Source organism: Amycolatopsis sp. H20-H5 (genome assembly GCF_035828755.1).
In the GTDB taxonomy this organism is placed as follows: domain Bacteria; phylum Actinomycetota; class Actinomycetes; order Mycobacteriales; family Pseudonocardiaceae; genus Amycolatopsis.
Genome location: NZ_JAYMZS010000013.1, coordinates 68,086 through 91,410, shown reverse-complemented (window position 1 = coordinate 91,410; position 23,325 = coordinate 68,086). Strand labels below are relative to the sequence as shown.

Annotated in this window: 23 protein-coding genes; 8 read left to right on the top strand and 15 right to left on the bottom strand. The window is 68.9% G+C overall.

The genetic code is table 11. From position 1 onward, the window contains the following. Positions 1–14: 14 nt before the first annotated feature. Together QMK34_RS10290 and QMK34_RS10285 are read right to left on the bottom strand one after the other, a co-directional pair. On the bottom strand, positions 15–1,412 hold the full coding sequence (locus QMK34_RS10290; protein ID WP_326413484.1) for an FAD-binding oxidoreductase: 1,398 nt from the start codon (positions 1,410–1,412) through the stop codon (positions 15–17). Between the two features lie 19 nt (positions 1,413–1,431). After that, positions 1,432–2,916 (bottom strand): MFS transporter, encoded by a 1,485-nt coding sequence (locus tag QMK34_RS10285; RefSeq protein ID WP_326413483.1) that lies wholly within the window; start codon positions 2,914–2,916, stop codon positions 1,432–1,434. A gap of 725 nt (positions 2,917–3,641) precedes the next feature. Here QMK34_RS10285 and QMK34_RS10280 point away from each other — a divergent pair. Then, on the top strand, positions 3,642–4,169 hold the full coding sequence (locus QMK34_RS10280; RefSeq protein WP_326413482.1) for a TetR/AcrR family transcriptional regulator: 528 nt from the start codon (positions 3,642–3,644) through the stop codon (positions 4,167–4,169). Positions 4,170–4,178: 9 nt separating this feature from the next. Here QMK34_RS10280 and QMK34_RS10275 read toward each other — a convergent pair whose 3' ends face one another. Then, positions 4,179–4,598 carry a PPOX class F420-dependent oxidoreductase gene (locus QMK34_RS10275; RefSeq protein WP_326413481.1) on the bottom strand — a complete coding sequence of 140 codons (420 nt, stop codon included), beginning with the start codon at positions 4,596–4,598 and terminating at the stop codon, positions 4,179–4,181. 232 nt (positions 4,599–4,830) lie between these two features. Here QMK34_RS10275 and QMK34_RS10270 point away from each other — a divergent pair, with 232 nt between their 5' ends. The 4 genes from QMK34_RS10270 to QMK34_RS10255 all read left to right on the top strand — a co-directional run bounded on the left by QMK34_RS10270 (position 4,831) and on the right by QMK34_RS10255 (position 9,604). Continuing rightward, the gene (locus QMK34_RS10270) at positions 4,831–5,352 is read left to right on the top strand and encodes a MarR family winged helix-turn-helix transcriptional regulator (RefSeq protein WP_326413480.1); all 522 of its coding nucleotides are present in this window, start codon (positions 4,831–4,833) and stop codon (positions 5,350–5,352) included. Then, the gene (locus tag QMK34_RS10265) at positions 5,349–7,994 is read left to right on the top strand and encodes an MFS transporter (RefSeq protein WP_326413479.1); all 2,646 of its coding nucleotides are present in this window, start codon (positions 5,349–5,351) and stop codon (positions 7,992–7,994) included. Before QMK34_RS10270 ends, QMK34_RS10265 begins: the two co-directional genes overlap by 4 nt. Beyond that, the gene (locus tag QMK34_RS10260) at positions 7,991–8,812 is read left to right on the top strand and encodes a YceI family protein (RefSeq protein ID WP_326413478.1); all 822 of its coding nucleotides are present in this window, start codon (positions 7,991–7,993) and stop codon (positions 8,810–8,812) included. The genes QMK34_RS10265 and QMK34_RS10260 overlap by 4 nt, the downstream gene beginning before the upstream one ends. A 123-nt stretch (positions 8,813–8,935) precedes the next feature. Beyond that, positions 8,936–9,604 carry a DedA family protein gene (locus tag QMK34_RS10255; protein ID WP_326413477.1) on the top strand — a complete coding sequence of 223 codons (669 nt, stop codon included), beginning with the start codon at positions 8,936–8,938 and terminating at the stop codon, positions 9,602–9,604. A 295-nt stretch (positions 9,605–9,899) separates the two neighbouring features. Here the strand turns inward: QMK34_RS10255 and QMK34_RS10250 are convergent, their stop codons facing one another. From QMK34_RS10250 to QMK34_RS10220, 7 genes are all read right to left on the bottom strand, one after another. Beyond that, positions 9,900–10,313: a VOC family protein gene (locus QMK34_RS10250; protein ID WP_326413476.1), complete on the bottom strand. Its 414-nt coding sequence runs from the start codon at positions 10,311–10,313 to the stop codon at positions 9,900–9,902. Between the two features lie 246 nt (positions 10,314–10,559). After that, positions 10,560–11,306, bottom strand: coding sequence for an SDR family oxidoreductase (locus tag QMK34_RS10245; protein WP_326413475.1), 747 nt, complete (start codon positions 11,304–11,306; stop codon positions 10,560–10,562). 253 nt (positions 11,307–11,559) lie between these two features. After that, positions 11,560–12,195: a nucleoside/nucleotide kinase family protein gene (locus tag QMK34_RS10240; protein ID WP_326413474.1), complete on the bottom strand. Its 636-nt coding sequence runs from the start codon at positions 12,193–12,195 to the stop codon at positions 11,560–11,562. Further along, positions 12,192–13,052, bottom strand: a complete 861-nt coding sequence (locus QMK34_RS10235; protein ID WP_326413473.1) for a PfkB family carbohydrate kinase — start codon at positions 13,050–13,052, stop codon at positions 12,192–12,194. Before QMK34_RS10235 ends, QMK34_RS10240 begins: the two co-directional genes overlap by 4 nt. Before the next feature lie 2 nt (positions 13,053–13,054). Next, a complete protein-coding gene (locus QMK34_RS10230) occupies positions 13,055–13,870 on the bottom strand; it encodes an ATP-binding cassette domain-containing protein (protein ID WP_326413472.1) in 816 nt (271 codons plus the stop codon). Then, entirely contained in the window at positions 13,867–14,856 is a 990-nt protein-coding gene (locus QMK34_RS10225; protein WP_326413471.1) for an ABC transporter permease, read from the bottom strand. The genes QMK34_RS10230 and QMK34_RS10225 overlap by 4 nt, the downstream gene beginning before the upstream one ends. Beyond that, the gene (locus QMK34_RS10220; RefSeq protein ID WP_326413470.1) at positions 14,853–15,872 is read right to left on the bottom strand and encodes a substrate-binding domain-containing protein; all 1,020 of its coding nucleotides are present in this window, start codon (positions 15,870–15,872) and stop codon (positions 14,853–14,855) included. Before QMK34_RS10220 ends, QMK34_RS10225 begins: the two co-directional genes overlap by 4 nt. A 113-nt stretch (positions 15,873–15,985) precedes the next feature. Between QMK34_RS10220 and QMK34_RS10215 the strand changes: the two genes are divergently transcribed. Further along, entirely contained in the window at positions 15,986–17,020 is a 1,035-nt protein-coding gene (locus tag QMK34_RS10215; RefSeq protein WP_326413469.1) for a LacI family DNA-binding transcriptional regulator, read from the top strand. An 88-nt stretch (positions 17,021–17,108) separates the two neighbouring features. Further along, positions 17,109–17,975 (top strand): LacI family DNA-binding transcriptional regulator, encoded by an 867-nt coding sequence (locus QMK34_RS10210; RefSeq protein WP_326413468.1) that lies wholly within the window; start codon positions 17,109–17,111, stop codon positions 17,973–17,975. A gap of 5 nt (positions 17,976–17,980) precedes the next feature. Here QMK34_RS10210 and QMK34_RS10205 read toward each other — a convergent pair whose 3' ends face one another. The 3 genes from QMK34_RS10205 to QMK34_RS10195 all read right to left on the bottom strand — a co-directional run bounded on the left by QMK34_RS10205 (position 17,981) and on the right by QMK34_RS10195 (position 19,951). Continuing rightward, the gene (locus QMK34_RS10205; RefSeq protein ID WP_326413467.1) at positions 17,981–18,388 is read right to left on the bottom strand and encodes a VOC family protein; all 408 of its coding nucleotides are present in this window, start codon (positions 18,386–18,388) and stop codon (positions 17,981–17,983) included. A gap of 35 nt (positions 18,389–18,423) precedes the next feature. Continuing rightward, complete coding sequence (locus tag QMK34_RS10200; protein WP_326413551.1) at positions 18,424–18,789, bottom strand: AraC family transcriptional regulator; 366 nt, start codon at positions 18,787–18,789, stop codon at positions 18,424–18,426. A gap of 145 nt (positions 18,790–18,934) precedes the next feature. Beyond that, the gene (locus QMK34_RS10195) at positions 18,935–19,951 is read right to left on the bottom strand and encodes a glycoside hydrolase family 76 protein (RefSeq protein WP_326413466.1); all 1,017 of its coding nucleotides are present in this window, start codon (positions 19,949–19,951) and stop codon (positions 18,935–18,937) included. A gap of 73 nt (positions 19,952–20,024) precedes the next feature. Here QMK34_RS10195 and QMK34_RS10190 point away from each other — a divergent pair, with 73 nt between their 5' ends. After that, entirely contained in the window at positions 20,025–22,172 is a 2,148-nt protein-coding gene (locus QMK34_RS10190) for a molybdopterin-dependent oxidoreductase (RefSeq protein ID WP_326413465.1), read from the top strand. A 38-nt stretch (positions 22,173–22,210) separates the two neighbouring features. Here the strand turns inward: QMK34_RS10190 and QMK34_RS10185 are convergent, their stop codons facing one another. Next, positions 22,211–22,873: a TrmH family RNA methyltransferase gene (locus tag QMK34_RS10185; RefSeq protein WP_326413464.1), complete on the bottom strand. Its 663-nt coding sequence runs from the start codon at positions 22,871–22,873 to the stop codon at positions 22,211–22,213. 15 nt (positions 22,874–22,888) lie between these two features. Further along, positions 22,889–23,272 (bottom strand): DUF2784 domain-containing protein, encoded by a 384-nt coding sequence (locus QMK34_RS10180; protein WP_326413463.1) that lies wholly within the window; start codon positions 23,270–23,272, stop codon positions 22,889–22,891. Positions 23,273–23,325 lie beyond the last annotated feature (53 nt).

Genomic DNA, 23,325 nt, shown 5'->3' with positions numbered 1-23,325 from the left:
AGTTGAAGCCGGATCTAGAGGTCGGTCATGGAGAACATCGAGCCGGGGTTGAAGAGGTTTTCGGGGTCCAGGGCCTGCTTGATCTGGCGGTGGACGCGCATCCCGATCGGGCCGATCTCCTTCGCGAGCCACTCGCGCTTGATCTTGCCGACGCCGTGCTCGCCGGTCACCGTGCCGCCGAGCGACAGCCCGATCTCGAGGATCGCGTCGAACGCCTTCTGCGCGCGGGCGAATTCGTCCTCGTTGCCCGGCGAATAGACGATCGTCGGGTGCATGTTGCCGTCGCCGGCGTGCCCGACCACCGCGATCCGCAGGCCGACCTCCTCGCTGACGCGCTGGCAGCCGTGGATCAGCTCGGCGATACGCGTGCGCGGCACGCAGACGTCGTCGGTCAGCCAGATCCCGTACTGCTCCAACGCCGTGAGCACCACCCGCCGCGCCTGCAGGAGCATGTTGCCCTCGGCGAGGTCGTCGGTGGCGTACACCAGATCCGCACCGCAGTCGGTGCAGATCTGTTCCAGCACAGCGAGTTCTCGCTGGGCGACTTCGGCACCCGAGTCGGACTGCGCGAGCAGCAGGGCCTGGCAGTCCGAGCCCGCGCCGAGATCCGTCTTCAGGTACGTCTCGGCCGCCTTGATCGAAGTCGCGTCCATGATCTCCAGCAGCGACGGCACCAGGCCTTCACGCACCACCCGCGCGACGGCCTCCCCAGCGGCCTCGGTCGAGTTGAACCCCGCGACAAGCGTGGAAGGCGCCTGTGGCAACGGTTTCAGCGCGACAGTCGCCTGCGTGATGACCCCGAGCGTGCCCTCACTGCCGACGAAAAGCTTCGCCAGGTCGTAGCCCGCGACGCCCTTGACCGTGCGCCGTCCGGTCTTGAGCAGCGACCCGTCGGCGAGCACGATTTCCAGGCCCAGCACGGAATCCGTGGTCACGCCGTACTTCACGCAGCACAGCCCGCCCGCGTTGGTCGACAGGTTGCCGCCGATCGTGCACCAGTCGTAGCTGGACGGGTCCGGCGGATAGAACAGCCCGTGCTTCTCGACGGCGTTGCGGAAGTCGAGGTTCACCACGCCGGGCTGGACGACGGCGAGCCGGTTGCCCTCGTCGATCTCGACGATCTGGTCAAGCTTGGTCAGCACCAGCACCACACAGCCGTCGATCGCGTTGGCGGCGCCGGAAAGTCCGCTCCCGGCGCCGCGCGGCACGATCGGGACTCTCGCTTCGGCGCACGCCCGCACGACGGCCTGGACGCCTTCGACGTCGGACGGCAGCACCACGGCGAGCGGGGTGCCGACCGGCGCCAGCGGCATCATGTCCCGCGAGTAGGACGCGGTGACGTCGGTGTCGGTGAGTACCGCGTCCTTGCCGAGGTGCTCACGGAGCTTGCTGACCAAAGCGTCGTTGCCCATGAGTCCATGGTAAGCCCGATCAGATCCGCACTGCGGAATTTTTCTTCCGATTCAGCAGAACGAACGCTTGAACACTCGTATAGAGGAGCACTGCCGCGCCCGCCCATGCGGTTACGTGCACCCCCTGCACGAAGGCCGCCCTGGCCGTGGCCAGCAACGCCTGAGCCTGCTCGGCGGGCAGGTGCGCGGCGGCGCCGACGGCGGCACCGAGCGTCTCGCGAGCGGCGTCCGGCGTGCCCTCGGCGTGCCCACCGCGGTAGACCGCAGTCGCGATGCTGCCCAGAATCGCCGTGCCGAGTGCGCCGCCGAGCTCGTACCCGGTCTCGGAGATCGCCGAGGCGGCACCGGCGCGGGCCGGCGGCGCGGCCGATACGACGAGGTCGTTCGTCAGCGTCTCCGACTGTGCGACCCCACCCCCGACCAGCACGAACGCGATCACCACCGCGCCGAGGCCGGACTCGGCGCCCAGCTGGGTCAGCACCAGGAAACCGGCGACCCCGGCCAGCAGCCCCCCGCCGACGAGCGTCGAAGTCCGGAAGTGCTTGGCCAGCTGCGCCGCGGCGAACGCCCCGGCGATCCCGGCGACCGTCGCCGGAATCATCCACAGGGCGGCGACGAGCGGCGAGAACCCGAGCACGAGCTGCAGATACTGCGGGATCAGGAACAGCAGCCCGACCAGCGCGAACACGCCGAGCAGGTTCGTCACCACCGACACGCTGAACGTCCGGTCCGCGAACAGTTTCAGGTCGAGCATCGGATCGTCGAGCTTGCGCTGACGACGCACGAACAGCGCGCCCAGCGCCAGCCCGGCCAGGATCGCGACCACCGCGGTGAAGGTGAAACCGTGCTCGGCGACGAGCTTGATGCCGTAGACGACCGGCAGCATCGCGGCGAGCGAAAGGACCGCCGAGGCCGGGTCGAAGCGGCCCGGGTTCGGGTCGCGCGCCTCCGGCAGCAGGAACGGGCCCGCGACCAGCAGCAACGCCATGACCGGGACGTTGATGAGGAACACCGAACCCCACCAGAAGTGCTCCAGGAGGTAGCCGCCGAGCACCGGCCCGACCGCCATCCCGCCCGAGAACCCGGCGCTCCACACCGCGATCGCGAAGCGGCGCTGACGGGCGTCGGCGAAGATGCTCCGGATCAGCGAAAGTGTCGACGGCATCAGCGTCGCCCCGCCGACGCCGAGCAGCGCGCGGGCCAGGATCAGCATCATCGCGCTGGTCGAGAAGGCGGCGAGCACCGACGCGGCGCCGAACGCGACAGCCCCGGTGAGCAGCAGTTTCCGCCGTCCGACCCGGTCGCCGAGGGTGCCCATCAGGACAAGCAACCCGGCGAGCATGAACGAGTAGATGTCGACGATCCAGAGCTGCTGCGCGCCGGTCGGCGCGAGGTCCTCGCTCAGGTAGGGGAGCGCGAAGCCCAGCACCGTCATGTCCACGCTGATGAGCAGCACCGGGAGCACCAGTACCGCCAACGACCACCACTGCCTGCGCCCTGCCATGGCGCACTCTCCTTCTAAACCGTCCGGACGGTACAGTTACCGCCTGAATCGAAAGTAAACCGTCCAGACGGTATAGTCAAACGTCTGCTGGCCCTTACCGGCCAAGGGAGCTCATCGGCGACCGGGACAGCGCGCGCAAGTCGACGTCGATCCCGACGAAGCCGACCTCTGCGAGTGGTGGTCACATCGGACGATCAAGCGGTACGCCACGAAATCCTGAATTCGGGCGCGATCAAGCCTCCCGAACCACCACAACCGGCAGGGAGACTGCTCAGCGGAACGCTGCGCTCAACCACCTCCAGCGTCTTATAAGGCGTCCGGAAACTGATGTCATGTCGTCCAGTTTGGCGCCTAGGGTCGCGTGACTGACGGGGACTTTCACGCGGTCTGTTCTGGTGAAGGGGACTTTTGCGAGGTTGAGTCGAGAGGAAAGCCCCCTTCAGTCGCTACCCCAGGTTTGCCGTGTGCCCTGATGGGAGCCTTCACGGCGTTTAACGCTGTCATGGTGGCCTTCAGGGGCACACATGAAACGGTCGTGGCGGTACGAAACGGGCGAATGGGTAGACTTTTCGTCCTTCGTGGAGGGTAGGCGGCTTCGAAGGACAGGCGCCCGAGGCTTCGAGCGGCGGCTGCTGCGACAGTTCTCAGACGCGTTCTTACCGGCGCCGCCGCTTGAATAAGTCGCTCCGATTGAAGTAAACCGTCCGGACGGTATAGTCAGCCCCATGCCCAAGCCGTCAGCGAAGGAACGCATCCTCGACGCGTACGAAGAAATCCTCATGGACTCCGGCCCCGGCGTCATCACGCTGGAGTCGGTCGCCGCGCACGCGGGCGTGTCCAAGGGCGGCCTGCTCTACCACTTCGGCTCGAAGGACGCCCTGCTCGACGGCCTGATGGACCGCTTGGTGCGGCTCACCGAGGCCGACGTGGAGAAGGCGCGCACGGCGCCCGAAGGCGTCACGCGGTACTACCTGCGCTCGGCGATCACGGACGTCACGATGAACGAGCCGCTGCACCGCACGACGATGGCGACCATCCGGATGGTGCTCAACGAGCCGAGGGCCGCGGAAGTCACCGAGCGGTGCCTCGACAGCATCCGCACGATGCTCGCCGAGCACATCGAGGACCCGCTGACCCTGGAACTGGTGCTCCTGGTCGGCGACGGCCTCTACATGCGCGCGGCCCTCGGCTCCGAGAACACGGCCCCCCTGCTGGATCGCATCGAACAGATCGCCACCCGCCTCGGCGCCTGAGCGGACCGGTCAGCGCGTCATGCCGTAGCTGTGGGTGATCGCGACAGTGAGGACGACTCGCTGGTCGGCGACCATGGCATCGCGATACTCGGCCCAGTCGGGATGCTCGCCACTGACGGCGCGATACAGCTCGATCAACGCCTCGACGGTCGCGTCGTCGCGCTCCTTCGCGGGCTCGGTCAGCTCGGCGATGCCGTCGACGACGGCGTAGCTCCACCCGTCCTCGCTGGCGACGTGAAAGCTGACGCGCGGGTCGCGACGCATGTTCTTGGTCTTCGCGCGCGGCTCGGTGATCGAGACCCGGAGCTTTTTCGCGTCGGCGTCGAAGTGGTAGGTGACCGTCGAGAGCTGCGGCCGCCCGTCGCGTTTGAGCGTGGCGAGCACGCCCTGGTTGCGCGAAGCGATGAGGTCGTACAGAGCATCTGTCATACGCACATCCAACTCCTGCTGAGAGCTTTCTCAGCAAAAGGGCAGCTCAGGATCTCAGGTGCGGACGAAGCGGACAAAACACCTCCGGTTAATCTGCTTGCATGCGGCAACTAAAGTGTTGTGTGACACAGACGGGTTATCCGACTTGCCAATCCGCCGTTCGAGGCACATCCTTGCCGTAGGCAACTAGTTGCAGCCGCCAAGCAAACTTCGTCCGCGAGAAAGACCACCCATGGTTACACCCTTGCACGGCAGTTCGAAGGCCGAGCTCGACCTGGCCGACGAGCTCGGTCACGAGCTCGTGCGCTTCATCCGCCTGATCAACCGGGCCAAGTCCCAGGTGGCGAAACAGGGCCCGGACGGCATCGAGAGGGCCGCGTACGCGATCCTCTTCTGCCTCATCCACGAAGGCCCGCAGCGCACCAGCAAGCTCGCCGAGTTCCTGCACTCCGAGATCTCCACGATCAGCAGGCAGAGCAGCTCGCTCGTCCAGCACGGCCTGGTCGAACGTCAGGCCGACCCCGAGGACGGCCGTGCCTGCCTGCTCGCCCCGACGGCCGAAGGGCTCCGGGTCTTCGAGGAGAACCGCAAGCAGCGCAACCAGTGGCTCGTCGAGGTGCTCGCGGACTGGACCGAAGAGGATCGGGAGACCCTCAACGTCCTGTTCGGACGGCTCAACTCAGGTATCGAACAAAACTCTCCACAGCTCGCCGACCCAGCGCCGGCGTCCCAGGCCAAGGGGGCCTCCGCATGACTACCGCCACCATCGAAAAACAGCCTTCCGGCGGCGCGGCCGAGGACCACGGTCCCCGGCTGTCCCACCGCCAGATCGTCACCATCCTCATCGGACTGATGTCCGGGATGTTCCTGGCGGCGCTCGACCAGACGATCGTCGGCACCTCGATCGTCAAGATCGCGAACGACCTGAACGGGTTCGACCTGCAGGCGTGGATCACCACCGCCTACCTGATCACCTCGACGATCGTCACGCCGATCTACGGCAAGCTGTCCGACATCTACGGCCGCAAGCCGCTGTACCTGACCGCGATCACGATCTTCCTGATCGGCTCGGTCGCTTCCGCCTTCTCGACGTCGATGTACGAGCTCGCCGGGTTCCGCGCGCTGCAGGGTCTCGGCGCCGGTGGCCTCATGTCGCTGGCGATGACGATCCTCGGCGACATCGTGCCGCCACGTGAACGGGCCCGCTACCAGGGTTACTTCCTGGCCGTGTTCGGCATCTCCACTGTGCTCGGGCCGGTACTCGGCGGGTTCTTCGCCGGGATCGACAACCTGGGTTCCTTCTTCGGCACCGCGATCCACGGCTGGCGCTGGGTCTTCATCATCAACGTCCCGATCGCCATCCTGGCGTTGTTCGTCGTGGCGAAGGTGCTGAACGTCCCGCACAAGCGGCAGGACCACAAGATCGACTGGTGGGGCGCGCTGACGCTGGTCGTCGCCGTCGTGCCGTTCCTGGTCGTCGCCGAGCAGGGCAACAAGTGGGGCTGGGGCGACGGCAAGGCCATCCTCTGCTACGCGATCGGCGCCGTCGGCATCGTGTCGTTCATCCTCGTCGAACGGGTGATGAAGGACGCCGCGCTCATCCCGCTGCGGTTGTTCAAGAACTCCACCTTCACCGTGGCGATCATCGGCGGCGTCATCGTCGGTGTCGCGATGTTCGGCGCGATCATGATGATCCCGCAGTACATGCAGGTGGTGCAGGGCTACAGCCCGACCAAGTCCGGGCTGCTGATGCTGCCGCTGATGGCGGGCATCATGTCCGCCTCGATCATGTCCGGCCAGATCACCAGCCGCACCGGCCGGTACAAGATCTTCCCGGTCATCGGCACGCTGTTCATCGCGGTGGGCGCGTTCTTCTTCGCGCAGGTCGAGTACAACAGCCCGCTCTGGCACCCGCTGGTCGCCGCGGCCATCATCGGCCTCGGCCTCGGGCAGTGCATGCAGACGCTGATCATCGCGGTGCAGAACGCCGGCCCGCGCAAGGACATGGGTGTGTCCACCGCGGCGGCGACGTTCTTCCGCCAGATCGGTGGTACCGCGGGTGTCGCGGTGTTCCTGACGATCCTGTTCAACGTCCTGCCCGGCAACATCACCAAGGCCTTCGGCGGGAAACTGCCGGAAGGCGCGGGCGCCACGGTCGGCAATCTGGCGACCAACACCAGCGGTATCGCGAACCTGCCCGAAGCGGTCAAGACCCCGGTCCTGATCGGCTTCACCGAATCGATCAGCACGGTGTTCTACGTGGCGGGCGCGGTCGCGCTGGTGGCGACGATCGTGCTGCTGTTCATGAAGGAGATCCCGCTGGCCGGCGGTCCCAGCGCGGCGTCGACGATGGAAGGTGGCGAAGCGCTGCTGGACCTCGACGACGCGCCGACCGAGATCGTCGAGCCGGTCGAGAAGCCCGTCTCGCTGTTCGCGGACGAGCTGCGGGAGCCCGTGCTGGTGGGTGCCGGGAAGCACTCGCTGGCGGGCACCAACGGCAGCGGCAATAGCAACGGCAACGGCGAGTACAAGGCCGCCTCGGGCGCGCTGCCGATGCCGATCAGCAACGCGGTGTCGAGCGCCGGTCTCGAAACGGCCATCGGCACCGGTGGCCAGCCGGTCACCGGGCACGTGCGGCGCCAGGACGGCACGAACGTCCCCGGCGCGGCGCTGACGCTGATCGACCAGCGCGGCCGCCAGGTCGCCAGGGGCACCGGCAACGGCGACGGCAGCTACTCCGTGCCCACCCCCGGCAACGGCACCTACGTGCTGATCGTGTCGGCGGGCGGACACCAGCCGCAGGCCTCCAGCGTGGTCGTCGGGTCGAACCCGGCCAACCTGGACATCACGCTCACCGGTTCCGGCGAGCTGACCGGCATCGTCCGGTCGGCCGGGAACAGCGCGCCGCTGCCGCACGCGACAGTGACGCTGACCGACGAGCGCGGCGAGGTGAACGGCGCGTTCATCACGCAGGAGGACGGGGTGTACACCTTCGCCGGTGTCGGCGCCGGGCACTACACGCTGGTCGCGAGCGGGCAGTCGTACCGGCCGGTGGCCGTGACGCTGACCGTGCCCGACTCGGGCGTGCTGCGCCACGACGTCGAGCTGACCAGCGCGATCCTGCTGTCCGGCCTGGCCACCACCGAGGGCGGCCGGATCGTGCCCGACGCGCGGATCACCGTGCTCGACGGCGGCGGCAACGTGGCGGCGGTCGCCAGGACCGACGGGGAGGGCCACTACGTGGTCAGCGACCTGCCCGCCGGGACGTACACCGTGGTCGCGAGCGGCTACCCGCCGGCAACCAGCCAGGTCGACCTGCAGGGTGGCGGGGAAGCCACGCACGACGTCCGGCTCGGCTACGACCAGGCTCTCGACGAGCTGGTAGACCGGTCGTGAGCGGGCTGCGCGGGCTCATCCGCACGGCCGAGGGCTGGGCGATCGAGCACGCCGTACTGACGGTCACCGACATGGGCGGCCGCCAGGTCGCGCACGTCTCCGCGGACGCGAAGGGGGCAGTGCTCACCGAGCCGCTGCCCCCGGGCGTCTACACCGCCGTGTTCACCGCGGCCGGGTTCGTCCCGGCCGCGCACACGGCGCAGATCGGGGCCGACGGCTCCGGCTCGTTCGGCGAAGTGACGCTGGCCCCGGTGGCCGACGCCGTCGAGCTGCCGCCGGCCGGACCCTGGATGATCGACCCGATGCACTCGTCGGTGGTCGCCACCGCGCGCCACCTCGGGATCGCGAGCATCAAGGCGCGGTTCACCGAGCTGTCCGGGCGGATCGACATCGGCCGCCCGGCCGAGCGTTCGAGCGTCCAGGCCGAGATCAAGGCCGCGGCGATCGACACCGGCATCAAGATGCGCGACGACCACCTCCGCTCGCCGGACTTCCTCGACGTCGACGCGCACCCGATCATCAGTTTCACCAGTTCCGAGCTGCGGCAACGCGGCTCGGACACGTGGACGCTGGCGGGCGAGCTGACGCTGCACGGGGAGCGGCGGCAGATCGAGCTCGACCTGCGCTACGGCGGCTACGGCCCGGACCCCTGGGGCGGCGTCCGCGCCGCGTTCCACGCCGAAGCGCAGCTGCACCGGAACGACTTCGCGATCAACTACAGCGCGATGGTGCGCGCCGGAGTGGCCGCGATCGGCACGACCATCAAGATCGAACTGGACATTGAGGCGGTCCAGGGCGAGTCACTACCCCAGTTCTGAGCGTGAGATGAACGGACCGTTTATGCCGTTTTCTGCCATAAACGGTCCGTTCATCTCAGCTTCGACACCACGAATCCATGGATCGCCCACGTGCGGTTTGTCCAGTACACGTAGGCTCGCGTCGTGAGTGTGGTGAGCACGGAGGCGACAGGAATCGGCGTGAGCTGGCTGGACACGGCCGGGCCGGTGCTGGTCTGGGTGATCGTGCTGAGCTTCGTGTTCGTCGAATGCGCGCTGATCATCGGCCTGTTCCTGCCCGGTGACTCCCTGCTGTTCGGCGCGGGCGTGGTCCTCGCGCAGCACGGCTCGGACGCCAACGCCTGGTTCCTCTCCCTCGCCGCGTTGATCGTGGCGGTGTTCGGCAACCAGGTCGGCTACTACATCGGCCGCTCGACGGGCACCAAACTGATCGCCCGCCGCGGCGGCAAGGTGCTCAACAAGCACAATATGGACCGCGCGCAGCGCTTCCTCGACCGCAAGGGCTTCTTCGCGATCGTCGCCGCCCGCTGGATCCCGTGGATCCGCACACTCGCGCCGCTGATCGCGGGCACCGCCCGCATGGACATCCGCCGCTTCACCCTCGCGACCGCGCTAGGCGGCCTGCTCTGGGTGCCGACGCTGGTGCTCCTCGGCTACTACGGCGCCGGGCTGCTGGACTCCTTGCCCTGGCTGAAGACGACAGCGCTGTGGATCAGCGTCGCGTTCTTCGTGCTCGGCACGGCGTACGGCGTGTACCGCTACCGCGCGGAAATGCGCCGCCCGGTCGACGAGGCGGACAACGCTCGCGCTTGATCTTGTTCTTTTGGCTGTTTTGCTGTGTTTTTTTGCTGTGTTTTTTGCCAGCGCGCTCACATAATCGCGCCGCCACCCCGGCCCGGCTTCCAGCGTAAGCGCGGGTTTTGTTGCAGGGGGCCGGGGCACCGTCGCGATTCTGGGGGCCCTGGCGGGCCCGAAAGAGGGCGCGCGGCGTGAAGTCTTCCCTCGCAAAACTCGGGAAGACCCTGTGGTCGGGTCTACCACCGTGGTGGTCATTTTGTGGTGTGGGCGTTTTGCGGTGTGGGCGTTTTGCGGTGTGGGCGTTTTGTGGTCAGGGTTCGGGGTCGGCCCAGATTTCCAGCTGGATGCCGTCGGGGTCGCGGCACACGATCACCGCGGAACCTTCGAGTGTGCGGGACGGCTCGGCCGGGGTGAAGGTGACGCCGTACTCGGCGAGGCGGCCTTCCCACTCCTTGAGAGCCGCGTGGGAGGAGACCTTGAACGCGACATGGTCCAGACCAGTTCGGCGCTCGTCGAACGACCGGCGGCCGGTGTCCGCGTGCTCCACCAGCACCACCGCGAACTCCTCGGAAGGCGAGCGCAGAACCACCTTGCGCAGCCCCGTGTCCGGATCCTCCCGGCGGGTGAACTCCTCCAGCTCGAGGACACGCACGTACCAGGGCACGCTGCGGTCCACATCGGTCACGGTGAGCGCCAGATGGTGCACAGACGTGAGTTTGGACATCAGTTGCGGCCGTCCTTTCCGACCCCCCGGCGGCGCACTCCATGAGTATCAAAGCGCCCACCCGACAACGAGCGTCACCGACCCCCGGCGACCCTCCGGCGGCTCGACCCATGCTAATGATCTTGAACTTCGAAGGCCTCCCCAGCCTCGCACACGAGCTGTACGCCTTAAGGCGGTTCGCCGGTTCCCCCACGAATCGTGATCTGTCCGTCGTCGGACCGTCTCACAAGCCGGACGTCCTCCGCGTCAGCGGCCGCCGCCGACCTCGAGCACCGTCCCCGTGGCGTACGACGCCGCGGGTGAGAGGAGCCACAACACCGCTTCGGCGATCTCGCCGGGGCGGCCGGGGCGGCCCAGTGGGATCTGCGGGGCGAACCGGTCGACCCGGTCCGGCATGCCCGCGGCCGCGTGCAGGCCAGTGTCGACGAGCCCGGGGGCGACGGCGTTGACCCGCACGCCCTCCTTCGCGACTTCCTGCGCGACGCCGAAAGTCATCGTGTCGACAGCGGCTTTCGTTGCGGCGTAATGCACCCATTCGCCCGCCGAGCCCGTCCTCGCCGCGGTGGAGGAGATGTTGACGATGGCCCCGCCCGAGCCACCGTAGCGAGTGGACATCCGGCGGATTCCCTCGCGCAGGCACAGGAAGACGCCGGTCACGTTGACGTCGAGCACACGGCGCACGACGTCGACCTCATAGGAGTCGAAGCGGCCGGGCGTGTTGCCGGTGATGGCCGCGTTGTTGACCAGTCCGGTGAGCGGGCCGAGCTCGGCGGCGGCGTCGAACAGGGCGCGGACCTCGTCCTCGTCGGAGACGTCCGCCCGCACGGCGACAGCCTGCCTACCCTGGGCGCGGACCTTCCCGGCGACGCGTTCGGCGTCCGACGCGTCACCCGAATAGTTGACGACGACGTCGTAGCCCCGGTCAGCGGCCAGCGTGCAGATCGCGGCGCCGATCCCCCTGCTGCCGCCCGTGACGATCAGAACTCCGCTCACAACGCCTAGTCTAGGAGAACCCGCTACCTCGCCGCTCCTGAACGTCGACTGTCCGGAAGGACAAGCTCGCCGTGCTCGAGACTCGGTCTTGCGCCCACGTTTCGCACCCAGCGTCCAGCTCAGATAGTGACAACGCACTTGCTCGAGAGCCATCCGGTCGGCATCAAGAACGAGCTTCGTCAACCAGCTACACGACCATGAGCTGACGAAGGACGAACGACGACCCGAGCCGCGACAGCTGGGTAACTCCAGGTCACAACGCGAAATTCACCAGTGGGAGGTTCTCCAGGACCAGGTCGGCGCGGTCTCGGGTGTTGGCGATGAGGTCGGCGTTGCGCTGGTCGGAACCGAGCGCGCGCTGCTTCGCCTCGACCAGCGAACGGCCGTAGCGGCGGTGGCGCGACACGAGTCGTTCGAGGCGCTCGGGCTCGTCCGGGGCCAGGAACCAGGACTCGGCGAGCAGTGGCTTCACGCCACTCCAGGGGTCGTCCGGCAGGAGGAGATAGTTACCTTCGGTGATGACCAGCGGTACGTCCGGGGTCACCGGGACGGCACCGGCGATCGGCTCCTCGATCTCGCGGCGGAATTCGGGCGCGTAAACCGTCTCGCGGCCCTCGGCGAGCCTGCGCAGCATGTGGACGTACCCCGCCGCGTCGAAGGTGTCGGGCGCGCCCTTGCGGTCCACGCGGCCGAGCCGCTGCAGCTCGATCTGCGCCAGGTGGAACCCGTCCATCCCGACCACCGTGGCGCGCGAACCGAGTGCCTTGGCCAGGCCCCAGGCCAGCGTCGTCTTACCGGACGCCGGGGCGCCGATGATGCCCAGCACACTGCGCTGTCCCGGTTTGGCCAGCGCTTGCGCCCTGGTCAGCAGGTCTTCGAACGTCGTCATCGCACTCCCATTCCCAAGCCGCGGACCGCGGTCGTCCATGACCTCGGCCCCTCATGCCGCACTCGCTCGGCGGCGACGTCGTTGGCGAACCCGATCAAACCCGGCACGTCGTGGCACCTGCCGACGGCATACGCGAGCGCGCCGTGCCAGACATCGCCCGCCCCCAGGGTGTCACGCGCCGCTACCACCGGGACAGCGACTTCCCCGGATTCCCCTCGCGCCGACCAGCGCACCGGGGAGGGCCCCGCGGTGGTGATGACCGTCGGCACGCCGCGCTCGTGCAGCCCCGGCGCGGGCGCGTGGAAGTGCGCCGAGCAGGCGGCGATGTCCACCAGCGGCAACAACTCGTCGAGCACGGGTTTCCAGCTCCCGGCGTCGAGCACGACCGGCACATCCCGCTCCCGCGCCCACCGCGCGACGCTCAGCGCGACGTCGGGATGATGCCCGTCCACAAGCACCGCGCTCACCCGCGACTCGCCGACGGGCAATGACCACGACTCGCCGACTAGTGGGATGGCGGCGGCGTTGCGCGAGACGACGGTTCGCTCACCGTCGTGGTCGCGGACAGTGACCGCGCTGACGGCCGGTGGGGCGGTACGGGACGGGTCGAGATCGACGACCCGCACCCCGCACGCCTCGAGATCCGCGCGGGCGAGCGCGGCCAGCGGGTGGGCGCCGAGGACGGTCAGCAGGGTCGCCTCGCCGCCGAGCGCGGCCACGGTCACCGCCGCGTTGGTCGCGGGCCCCCCGGCCGCGACCAGCACGGACAACGACTGGACCTTCTCGCCCGGCGCCGGGATCTCGGCGACCCGCTGGACGACGTCGACGGTGCACAAGCCCGCCAGCAGCACGGTCACCTCTACAACCCGGCTCGCACCGCGGCCGCGACCTCTTCGATCTCGCCGTTCTCCCCGAGCTTGAGCGCGCCGGTGAGCAGGCCGACGACCTGGTTCATCGTGTGCGTCTTCGGCGAGACCACCGCGACGCGCTTGCCGAGCCGGTGCACGTGGATCCGGTCGGCGATGTCGAACACGTGCGGCATGTTGTGGCTGATCAGCACCACCGGCAGGCCGCGCTCACGGATCCGGCCGATCAGGTCGAGGACCTTGCCGGACTCCGCGACGCCCAGTGCGGCCGTCGGCTCGTCCATGATCACGGCCTTCGTCCCGAACGCGGCCGCCCGCGCGACCGCGACGCCTTGGCGTTGCCCGCCGGACAACGTCTCCACCGGCTGGGTGATGGACTTGATGTTGATGCCGAGCTCGTCGAGGACCCGCTGGGCCTCGTCGCGCATGGACGCGGTGTCCAGCTTCCGGAACAACCCGCCGAACACGCCGCCGCGCCGCTTTTCCCGGCCGAGGAACATGTTCGACGCGATGTCCAGCGCGGGCGCGACCGCGAGGTCCTGGTAGACCGTCTCGATCCCGAAATGCCGCGCGTCGAGCGGGGTCTTGAAGTGCACGACCTCGCCGTCGACCCGGATCTCGCCATCGTCCGGCACCACCGCACCCGACAAAGCCTTGATGAGACTGGACTTCCCGGCGCCGTTGTCGCCGACGACGGCCAGCACCTCGCCCGGATAGAGGTCGAAATCCGCGCCATCGATGGCGGTGACGCGGCCGTAGCGCTTGACCAGCCCCCGCGCGGAGAGCGTCGTCTGAGGGGTCTCACTCATGACTGCTGCCTCCTGGCGATCCGGTCGACGGCGACGGCGGCGATCAGCAGGGCGCCGGTCGCGACGTCCTGGTACAGCGCGTCGACACCCAGCTGGGTGAGGCCCGAGCGCAGCACGGCGACGACCAGCGCGCCCATCATCGTGCCGATCACCGAACCTCGGCCGCCGAACAGGCTCGCGCCGCCGAGCACGACCGCGGTGATGGAGTCGAGGTTGCCGAGCTGGAACGCGTTCGGGTCGGCGTTGGGCACGCGCCCGAGCGCCTGCCAGGCGGCGATCCCGAAGATCACCCCGGCCACGATGTACACCGAAAGGATGGTCCGGTTGACCTTGATCCCGGACAGCCGCGCGGCCTCCGGCGCGTTGCCGACCGCGTAGACGTGCTTGCCCCACGAGGTTTTCGTGAGCGCGTACCAAAGTGCGAGGAACATCAGCAGCGCGACGGTCATGCCGTAGGTGATCGGGATTCCGCCGAACAGGTACCGGCGCGTGCCGAGCCACTTGAGCAGCCCGTCGGTGACCGGCACGGCCTGGCCGCCCGCGAACAGTTTCGCACCGGCGGTGAGCACGGTCAGCAGGCCGAGCGTGACGATGAACGGCGGCAGCTTGACCCGGGTGACCAGCGAGCCGGTGACGGTCCCGATCACCACCGTCGCGACGATTCCCAGCAGCAGCGCGAAAATCCCGTCGACGCCGCCCACCGCGAGCTTCGCCATGATCAGCGTGCCGAGCACCATCGCGGCCGCGTTGGCCAGGTCGATGCCCGCGGTCAGGATGATCAGCGTCTGCCCGAGGGCCAGCGTGCCGACCACCAGTGACTGCTGCACGACCAGCGAAAGGTTGTCCAAATCGAGGAAAGTGCTGGTGGACGCCGAGAACACGACGATCGCGACGACCAGCGCCAGCGCGGGGCCGACAGCGGGGGCACGCAGGAGGAACTCGCCCAGCGTCGGGCGGTCCTGGGTACGGAGAGCGGTCGCGGTCATTTCGTCCCCCAGCAGTTCTGCAGGCCCCATGCGGTGTTCTGACTGTCCACACCGGACACCGGCTTGTCGGTGATCACCACGGAACCGGTGTTGATGAAGCCGTTCGGCTTCTTGCCGGTCTTCGAGTATTCGACGGCCGCGAGCACGCCCTGCTCGGCCATCTTCTTCGGGAACTGCATGACGGTGGCCGCGTACTGACCGGCCTTGACGTTCTTGACGCCCTCACAGCCGCCGTCGATCGAGCCCATCACGATCCGGTCGACGAGCCCGCGGGCCTGCAGCGCGGCATACGCGCCCCGGCCCATCGGCTCGTTCATCGTGTACACCGCGTTGATGTCCGTGGTGCGCTGCAACAGGTTCTCCATGCCCTGCTGCGCGATGCTCTGGTCACCGTTCGCGGGGGTCTTGCCCTTGATCTCCGGCGCGGAGTCGGCCAGCCCGATGCCCTTGAGGAAGCCGCCGTGGCGCTGCGTGTCCACGGTGCTGCCGGCGGTCCCGTCGACCATGAACAGCCTGGGGTCCTGGCCGCCGAGCACCGCCTTGACGTAGGCGCCCTGCTGGCGTCCGGCCTCGAAGTTGTCGGTGGCGAAGGTGGCGTCGACGGCCGAGGCGGGTTCGGTCGCGGTGTCCAGCGCGATGACCAGCACCCCGGCCTTGCGCGCGCGGTCGATGGCGTCGAGCACGCCGGTGGAGGAGCTGGGCGTGATCAGGATGGTGTTCGCGCCCTGCTGCATGAGGTTCTCGATGGCGCGGACCTGGCCGTCGTTGTCGCCGTCGAACTGGCCTGCCAGCGCGCTGAAGTCGGCGCCGTTGGCCGCCGCCGCTGCCTTGGCCGCGGCTCTGAGCTCGACGAAGTAGGGGTTGGTGTCGGTCTTGGTGACCAGGCCGACCTTGGCCTTGCCACCGTTGCCGGCCGAGTTCGAGCCGCCACCCCAGTGGCGCTCGACGGTGCAAGCGCTGCCGGTCACCGCCAGTGTGGTGGCCAGTGCCAATGCGGTGAGACTGCGTTGTCTCATGGAAACGCCCTCCGAGTCCGAGGCTTGCCGATGACGGGGAAGGTAGACAGGCTTATGCTGTCCGCGCAAGCGTTTGCGCAAACGCTTGCGAGTGAACCTCACAAAGGACCGGAATGCCACCGTCTCGATCTTCACGACCGACCCAGCGAGACATCGCCGAGCTGGCGGGCGTCTCCATCACCACGGTCTCGCACGTGGTCAACGGAACCAGGGCGGTCGCCGAGGAGACCAAGGCCGCCGTCCTGCGCGCGATCGAGACGACCGGGTACACCGGGGACGCCATCGCCCGCTCGCTCGTCACCGGCGGCACCCGCTCGATCGGGCTGGCGATCTCACTGGTGGCCAACCCGTACTTCGCGGTGCTCATGCAGGCCATCGAGCGTGAAGCGGCTGCCGCCGGGTACACCGTACTGCTGGCCGACACGCACGACACGGCCGACATCGAGCGGGAAACCGTGCGGGCGCTGCGCTCCCGGCGGGTCGACGGGCTGCTCATCACGCCCGCGCCCGGCGACGGCTCGGTCATCGGCGAGCTCGTGTCGCTGGATGTGCCGACGGTGCTCATCGACCGGGTGGCCACGCGCGGGGACGTCGACCAGGTCGGCTCGGAGAACATCCAGTCGACGTCGGCGCTGACCGGGCACCTGGCCGCACTCGGGCACCGCCGGATCGGGATGATCAGCGGCGCGCCCGGCCTGAGCACCAGCGAGGAACGCGTGCTCGGCTACCGGCTCGGCCTTGGCCGGTCCGGCCTGACCTGGACGGCGGAACTGGTGGCTTGCGGGAACTCGTCGCGCGCGGGCGGGGAGCTGGCGCTGAGCACGCTGCTGGCGTTGCCGGAACCGCCCACGGCGCTGGTGGTGGCCAACGACAGCATGATGGTCGGCGTGCTCCACGAGCTCCGGCGGCGCGGGCTGCGGCCAGGCCACGATCTGCCGGTCGTGGTGTACGACGACGTCGAGTGGGCCGATCTGGTGGACCCGCCGCTGACCACGATGGCGCAGCCGATCGAGGAGATCGGGACCCAGGCCGTGCGGCTGCTGCTGGCCCGGATCAACGACCCGGCGCGCAAGGCCCAGACGGTCCGGTTGCCGCCCACCTTGCGCCACAGAGAGTCGTGTGGCTGTGCAAATGTTCACTCACATTGATGATTCTGCCGCCGAGTTGGCCCCGCCCGGCCGATCCGGGGTCGCGGAGCGGATATCTTTCGGCTGAGCTCTAGTCGAAGGCAAAGAGATGACCGCTCTGTCACCGGAACTGCCCCTCTGGGACACCCCCGTCACTCACCGGTTCGGGGTGGCGATGGCGATGCGCGCCAACCCGTACGCCGGTGAGCTCCTGCGCGCGATAGACCTGACAGCGGCGCAATCGGGCTGCGTGATCACCCTCGCCGACACCGGCGACAGCGTCAGCGAGGAAGCGGCGGTCATCCGCGCCCTGCGCGCCGACCGGGTCGACGGCGTCCTGCTGGTGCCGTCCGCCGGGGACGAGGCGGTGATCAACGGGCTGGTGCGGATGGGCGTGCCCACCGTGCTGGTCGACCGCATCTCCGAACGCACCGACGTCGATCAAGTCGGCTCCGAGAACATCCAGTCGGTGTGCACGCTCGTGCGCCATCTCGCCGAGCGGCGCCACCGCAATATCGGGCTCATCTCCGGCGAACCCGGCCTGACCACCAGCGAGGAGCGCGTGCTCGGCTACCGGCTCGGGCTCGGCCGCGCGGGGCTGCGGTGGAAGTCGGAGCTGGTCGCCTGCGGGCTGTCGACACCGGGCGGCGCGGCCGCGGCGGCCGGGCGCCTGCTCGACGGCTGGCCGTCGCCGACGGCACTGGTCGTGACGAGCGAGGCCATGCTGATCGGCGTGCAGTACGAGGCGCACCGCCGCGGAATCCGGATCGGCACCGAACTCGCCGTCGTCGGCTACGGGGACATGGACTGGGCGCGGCGGGTCGAGCCGGCGGTGACCACGATGGCGCAGCCGATCACCGAGATCGGGCGGAAGGCCGTGCAGCTGCTGCTGTCCCGCATCGCCGACCCCGACCGCCGCCCCGAGGCCGTCCGCCTCGCCCCCCGCTTCCGCCACCGCGCCTCCTGCGGCTGCTGAACCCCCTAAATCTTGGGCTGGTTGACGCGGATCGCGTTGCCGAACGGGTCACGGAAGCCGAAATCCGTGCCATAGGCCTGCTCGGTCGGCTCCTGGGTGATCTCGACACCCTTGGCCAGCAGCTCGCGGTACGTCTGGTGGATGTCGTCGACCTCGAAGCCGAGCCAGCCGCCGGTGGCGCCCTTGGTGACCAGCTCGCGCACCTGCGCGGCGGTCGTCTCGTCGTGGGCTGGCGGGCCGGGCTTCTCCAGCATGATCCGGCGGCCTGAGCCGGGAATCGTGACGGTGAGCCAGCGCATGAAGCCGAGGTCGACGTCCTCGGCCACCTCGAGGCCGAGCTTGCCGACATAGAAGTCGAGTGCTTCGTCCTGGTCGAGCACGAAGATCTGGGAGAGTGTGAGTGCCTTCAACATGTCCGGAACGCTAGCCCGCCCGCCGGGGCGAATGCTTATCCAAAACCACTCGGCCGGGTCCACCCCATCGTGAAGCAGGTCGGGACGGCGACGGCGACCGCGCGCTTGCGGTAGGCCGTCGGCGACTCCCCGACCACGGCCCGGAACGTGCGGCTGAAGGTGCCGAGGCTGGTGAAGCCGACGTCGACGCAGATGCGCGTCACGCTGCGCTCGGTGGAGCGGAGCAGGAACATCGCCCGCTCCACGCGGCGACGTTGCAGGTACCGGTGCGGGGTCTCGCCGAAGGTCGCGCGGAACGTCCGGGTGAAGTGAGACTCTGAGACGTGCGCGATGCGGGCCAGCGTCGGCACGTCGAGCTGCTCCGCGAACGTCCGGTCCATCGCGTCCCTGGCCCGCAGCATCCGCCGGTTCGACTCCTCCACCGCGCGACTCACGCCGTCGATCACACCACGCCCCGCGCCCACGCTTCAACAACCACGCTTCAACAACCACAACTCGTCGACGAGTTGCGCCGGGAGGGGGCGCCGATCTCGCGCGTGAACCGGGTCAAGCGAGGGTGGCGGCCGCTTCCAGGAGCATCCAGGCGCCGACCTGGACGGAGAGGTCGCGCTCGGGGGCGTCGGCCGGAAGGGGGAGCGCGGGTGCGGGGCGGGACCATTCGGCGCTGAACAGGGGGCCGCCGGGGGCGTCGACCGCACCCGCCCAGCAGGCCTCGGCGGAGGTGAGCACGAGCGAACGGGCCGTTGCCGCCGCCTCGCCCTCGGGGAGCTTCAGCGCCGCCAGGGCGAGGTAGCGGGCCAGGATCGCGCCGAACAGGCCACCGTCACCACCGTTCTGCCCGCGGATCACCCCACCGGGCGCGACGTGCTCCGCGGCCGCGCGGATCGTGCGTGCCACATTGTCCACTTCGGACAGTTCAAGGCACGCGCCGAGGTAAACCCCTTGGCAGTAGGTGAAAATGTGCTTCACCAGCTCGCCGGTGTCGACGCGCAGGCCGTCCCACACCAGGCCGGAGTCCTGGTCGACCAACGTCGAAGTCAGCCAGGCCGTCATCGCCAGCGCGTGGTCGGTCTCACCCGCTCGGGCGTGGAAGATCGCGGCGGGGCCGTTCGCGGGGGCGTTCTTGAACTCGTCCCCGCGACGCCACCAGATTCCGCCGCCCGCGTCGTCGGTCCAGCCTTCGTGGAGCCGCGCGCTGATCGCGTCGAGCGCGGGCCGGACGTCGTCCCCGCCCACCCGCTCGACCCGCTGCAGCGCGAGCCCGAGCCAGGCGATGTCGTCGTAGTAGTCGTTGATCCAGCGGCCGAAGTTGCGGCGCCGCACCGAAGCGACGAACCGGTTGATCAGCAGGAGCCGTTCCGGCGAAGGCGCCCGCAGCTGGGCGTCGACGAGCGTGTCCAGCAGATGTGCCTGCCACCAGTAGTTCCAGTGCCAGTGCAGCCGTTGCCCCACCTCCGGCGGCCAGCCGCTCCGGCCCAGCACCGTGCCGGGCCGCGCCCAGACCCGCCGCAGATGCCGCTCCCGCACCGCCCGCTCGGCCGCCTCGGCCCGCTCCGCGTTCATCAGGCCATCCTTCCTTGCCACTCGACATACCGCTCGGTATGTTGGGGCCCCACCCACTCCCCGCGAGGTGCCCATGACCACGGCGCATGTCACCTGCCCCCTCTGCGAAGCGACCTGTGGCCTGGAGGTGACGCTGGACGAGAACCAGCAGGTCAACCGGGTGCGGGGCGATCGCGCCGACGTCTTCTCGCGGGGGTACATCTGCCCGAAAGGCGCTTCGCTCGGCGCGCTGCACCACGATCCGGACAGGCTGAAGACGCCGCTGGTCAAACGGGACGGCGAGTTCGTCGAAGTCGGCTGGGACGAGGCGTTCGCCGAGATCGAGGCGCGCCTGCCGCCGATCATGGCAGAGCACGGCAGCGACGCCGTAGCCGTCTACGCCGGCAATCCCACCGTGCACAACGTTGCCTTGCTGCTCTACGGCCGGGTGCTGTTCAAAGCCTTGGGCACCAAGAACTTCTTCACCGCGACCTCGGTCGACCAGCTGCCGAAGCACTACTCGTCGGGGTACCTGTTCGGCGACCCGCAGGCCATCCCGGTGCCCGACCTCGACCGGACGCGGCACCTGCTGATCCTCGGCGCGAACCCGCTGGTGTCCAACGGCAGCCTGATGACCGCGGCCGACGTTCGCGGCAGGCTGCGCGGGATCCAGCGGCGCGGCGGCAAGATCGTGGTGCTCGACCCTCGCCGCACGCGCACCGCGGCGGCCGCCGACGAACACCACCCGATCCGCCCCGGAACCGACGCGCTCTTACTGTTCGCGCTGGTCAACGTGCTGTTCGCGGAGAACCGGGTGAAGCTGGGGCGGCTCGCCGAGTACGTCAACGGCATCGGGGAGATCCGTGAGCTCGCAGCGCCGTTCACCCCAGGAAGCGTGGCCGCGGCGACCGGGATCGAGGCCGCCGAGATCCGCCGGATAGCGCTGGAACTCGCCGACGCCGAGAGCGCGGCGGTCTACGGCCGGATCGGCACCACCACCCAGACGTTCGGCACGATCGCGAGCTGGCTGGTCGACGTCGTCAACGTGCTGACGGGCAATCTCGATTCACCCGGCGGGGTGATGTTCCCGCTGGCCGCGGCCGGTCGGCCGGTCGGCGCGGGGAAGCGGCGGGCGTTCACCACCGGCCGCTGGGCCAGCCGGGTGCGCGGCTATCCCGAGGTGCTCGGCGAGCTCCCGGTGGCGACGCTCGCCGACGAGATCGAGACGCCCGGCAAGGGACAGGTCCGGGCCCTGATCAGCATCAGCGGCAACCCGAGCCTGAGCACCCCGAACGGCGCGCGGCTCACGGAAGCGTTGCGGCAATTGGACTTCATGGTCTCGGTCGACGTCTACCTCAACGAGACGAGCCGGGAGGCCGACGTCATCCTGGCCGGGCCGAGCCCGCTGGAACGGCCGCACTACGACGTCGCGCTGTACCAGCTCGCAGTGCGCAACGTCGCGAACTGGACCCCCGCGACGCTGCCCACCGACCTGCCGCAGGAGTGGGAAACCATGCTCCGGCTGACCGGAATCGTCGCCGGTCAGGGACCGGACGCCGACGTCGCCGCGCTGGACGGGTTCGTCGCCGCGGAGCTGGCGAAACGCAGCGGCGTCGAGCTGCCCGAAGGACGCACCGGTCCCGAACGACTGGTCGACATCATGCTGCGCGGCGGCCCGTACGACCTGACTCTCGCCGACCTCGAGGCCGCGCCCCACGGGGTCGACCTCGGCGCGCTGCGGCCACGGATCCCGGAGGTCCTCGGCACGGCCGACGGCAGGATCGAGCTCGCACCGCCGTCGATCACCACGGACATCGGGCGGCTGCGGGCCGAGCTGGCGAAGGCGCCGGACGACCGGCTGCTGCTCATCGGCCGTCGGCACCTGAGCTCGAACAACTCGTGGATGCACAACCTGGAACCGCTGGTGCGCGGCGGAAACCGGTGCACCGTGCAGGTGCACCCGGCCGACGCGACGCGGCTCGGGCTCAGCGAGGGCGGCCTGGCCTCGGTCACGTCGCGGACGGGCAAACTCCAGGTGCCGGTGGAGATCACCGACGAGATCCGGCCCGGCGTGGTCAGCATCCCGCACGGCTGGGGGCACGACGTCGACGGCGTCCGGACCCTCGTCGCGAGCGCGCACGGCGGCGTGAACTCCAACCTGGTCACGGACGAAACCCTGCTGGACGTCCCGTCGGGCACGTCCGTCCTCAACGGCATCCCGGTGGAGGTCACGCCCGGCTGACCCCCGCGACTCGCGGTCTCGGTACTACCAGCTCGGCACTACCAGGAAGTCCGGAGGTCGGCGTGCTGGCGGACCCAGGCGTGCATGACGATGCCCGCCGCCACCCCGGCGTTGATCGACCGGGTGGTGCCGAACTGGGCGATCGAGACGACCAGTGAAGCCGCTTCCTGCGCTTGCGCGGACAGTCCCGGACCTTCCTGCCCGAACAGCAGGACACAGTCACGAGGCAGGTCCGCCGTCTCGACGGGGACCGAGCCGGGAGTGTTGTCGACGGCCACCACCGCCAAGCCCGACGAAGCGGCGAAGGAGACGAACCCGTCGACGTCGGGGTGATGCTCCAAGTGCTGGTAGCGGTCGGTCACCATCGCGCCGCGGCGGTTCCAGCGGCGGCGGCCGACGATGTGCACGGCGGCCGCGGCGAACGCGTTGGCCGTGCGGACCACGGTGCCGATGTTGTGGTCGTGCTGGAAGTTCTCGATCGCCACGTGGAACGGATGCCTTCGACTGTCCACATCGGACACAATGGCCTCGCGCCGCCAGTAGCGGTACGCGTCGACGACGTTGCGCCTGTCCCCGTTCGTCAGCAGCTCCGGGTCGTAGCGCTCGTCCGCGGGCCACTCGCCGGGCCACGGCCCGACGCCGACCTCTTCGCGGGCCATCCACTCGGTCGGGCCCGCACCTTCTTCAGGCTCCACCGTCATCCGACGATTGTGACCTCAGCCGAGGCTGACGCGGTGCGCGGGGGCGCTGTCACGGTGGCGCCAGTGGTAGTAGGCGCCGTAGTAGGACACCGCCACGACCGCGATCGCGATGACGCCCACGACCGAGAGCATCGAGCGCGGGAAGATCGTCCCGTAGAGGTAGTACGAGTTGAACCCGCCCGGCAGATCGGTCAGGCCCTGCTGGTGCCGGAAGTGGTTCTCGAGCGCGGTCAGCGGGCAGGGCACCGGGAAAACGTTGACGACGACGCCCCAGACCGCGAAGAAGACGTGCGCGAAAATCACCTTGGGCCAGCGCCAGGCGAGGAAACCGCCGAAACCGATGAAGAGGAGCGCCAGAATGTGCACCGCCACCGTGACGTCCGCGAGCGCTCTGGCCATCGTCAGTCCCCCTTCACCACCCCATCACCTGGGACTTTACTCCGATCAGTCGC

Excerpts from the sequence above, each read along its gene's own strand:
- QMK34_RS10290 (WP_326413484.1), bottom strand. The coding sequence starts at position 1,412 with ATGGGCAACGACGCTTTGGTCAGCAAGCTCCGTGAGCACCTCGGCAAG.
- QMK34_RS10285 (WP_326413483.1), bottom strand. The coding sequence starts at position 2,916 with ATGGCAGGGCGCAGGCAGTGGTGGTCGTTGGCGGTACTGGTGCTCCCG.
- QMK34_RS10280 (WP_326413482.1), top strand. The coding sequence starts at position 3,642 with ATGCCCAAGCCGTCAGCGAAGGAACGCATCCTCGACGCGTACGAAGAA.
- QMK34_RS10275 (WP_326413481.1), bottom strand. The coding sequence starts at position 4,598 with ATGACAGATGCTCTGTACGACCTCATCGCTTCGCGCAACCAGGGCGTG.
- QMK34_RS10270 (WP_326413480.1), top strand. The coding sequence starts at position 4,831 with ATGGTTACACCCTTGCACGGCAGTTCGAAGGCCGAGCTCGACCTGGCC.
- QMK34_RS10265 (WP_326413479.1), top strand. The coding sequence starts at position 5,349 with ATGACTACCGCCACCATCGAAAAACAGCCTTCCGGCGGCGCGGCCGAG.
- QMK34_RS10250 (WP_326413476.1), bottom strand. The coding sequence starts at position 10,313 with ATGTCCAAACTCACGTCTGTGCACCATCTGGCGCTCACCGTGACCGAT.
- QMK34_RS10240 (WP_326413474.1), bottom strand. The coding sequence starts at position 12,195 with ATGACGACGTTCGAAGACCTGCTGACCAGGGCGCAAGCGCTGGCCAAA.
- QMK34_RS10230 (WP_326413472.1), bottom strand. The coding sequence starts at position 13,870 with ATGAGTGAGACCCCTCAGACGACGCTCTCCGCGCGGGGGCTGGTCAAG.
- QMK34_RS10225 (WP_326413471.1), bottom strand. The coding sequence starts at position 14,856 with ATGACCGCGACCGCTCTCCGTACCCAGGACCGCCCGACGCTGGGCGAG.
- QMK34_RS10220 (WP_326413470.1), bottom strand. The coding sequence starts at position 15,872 with ATGAGACAACGCAGTCTCACCGCATTGGCACTGGCCACCACACTGGCG.
- QMK34_RS10215 (WP_326413469.1), top strand. The coding sequence starts at position 15,986 with ATGCCACCGTCTCGATCTTCACGACCGACCCAGCGAGACATCGCCGAG.
- QMK34_RS10210 (WP_326413468.1), top strand. The coding sequence starts at position 17,109 with ATGACCGCTCTGTCACCGGAACTGCCCCTCTGGGACACCCCCGTCACT.
- QMK34_RS10205 (WP_326413467.1), bottom strand. The coding sequence starts at position 18,388 with ATGTTGAAGGCACTCACACTCTCCCAGATCTTCGTGCTCGACCAGGAC.
- QMK34_RS10200 (WP_326413551.1), bottom strand. The coding sequence starts at position 18,789 with ATGCTGCGGGCCAGGGACGCGATGGACCGGACGTTCGCGGAGCAGCTC.
- QMK34_RS10195 (WP_326413466.1), bottom strand. The coding sequence starts at position 19,951 with ATGAACGCGGAGCGGGCCGAGGCGGCCGAGCGGGCGGTGCGGGAGCGG.
- QMK34_RS10190 (WP_326413465.1), top strand. The coding sequence starts at position 20,025 with ATGACCACGGCGCATGTCACCTGCCCCCTCTGCGAAGCGACCTGTGGC.
- QMK34_RS10185 (WP_326413464.1), bottom strand. The coding sequence starts at position 22,873 with ATGACGGTGGAGCCTGAAGAAGGTGCGGGCCCGACCGAGTGGATGGCC.
- QMK34_RS10180 (WP_326413463.1), bottom strand. The coding sequence starts at position 23,272 with ATGGCCAGAGCGCTCGCGGACGTCACGGTGGCGGTGCACATTCTGGCG.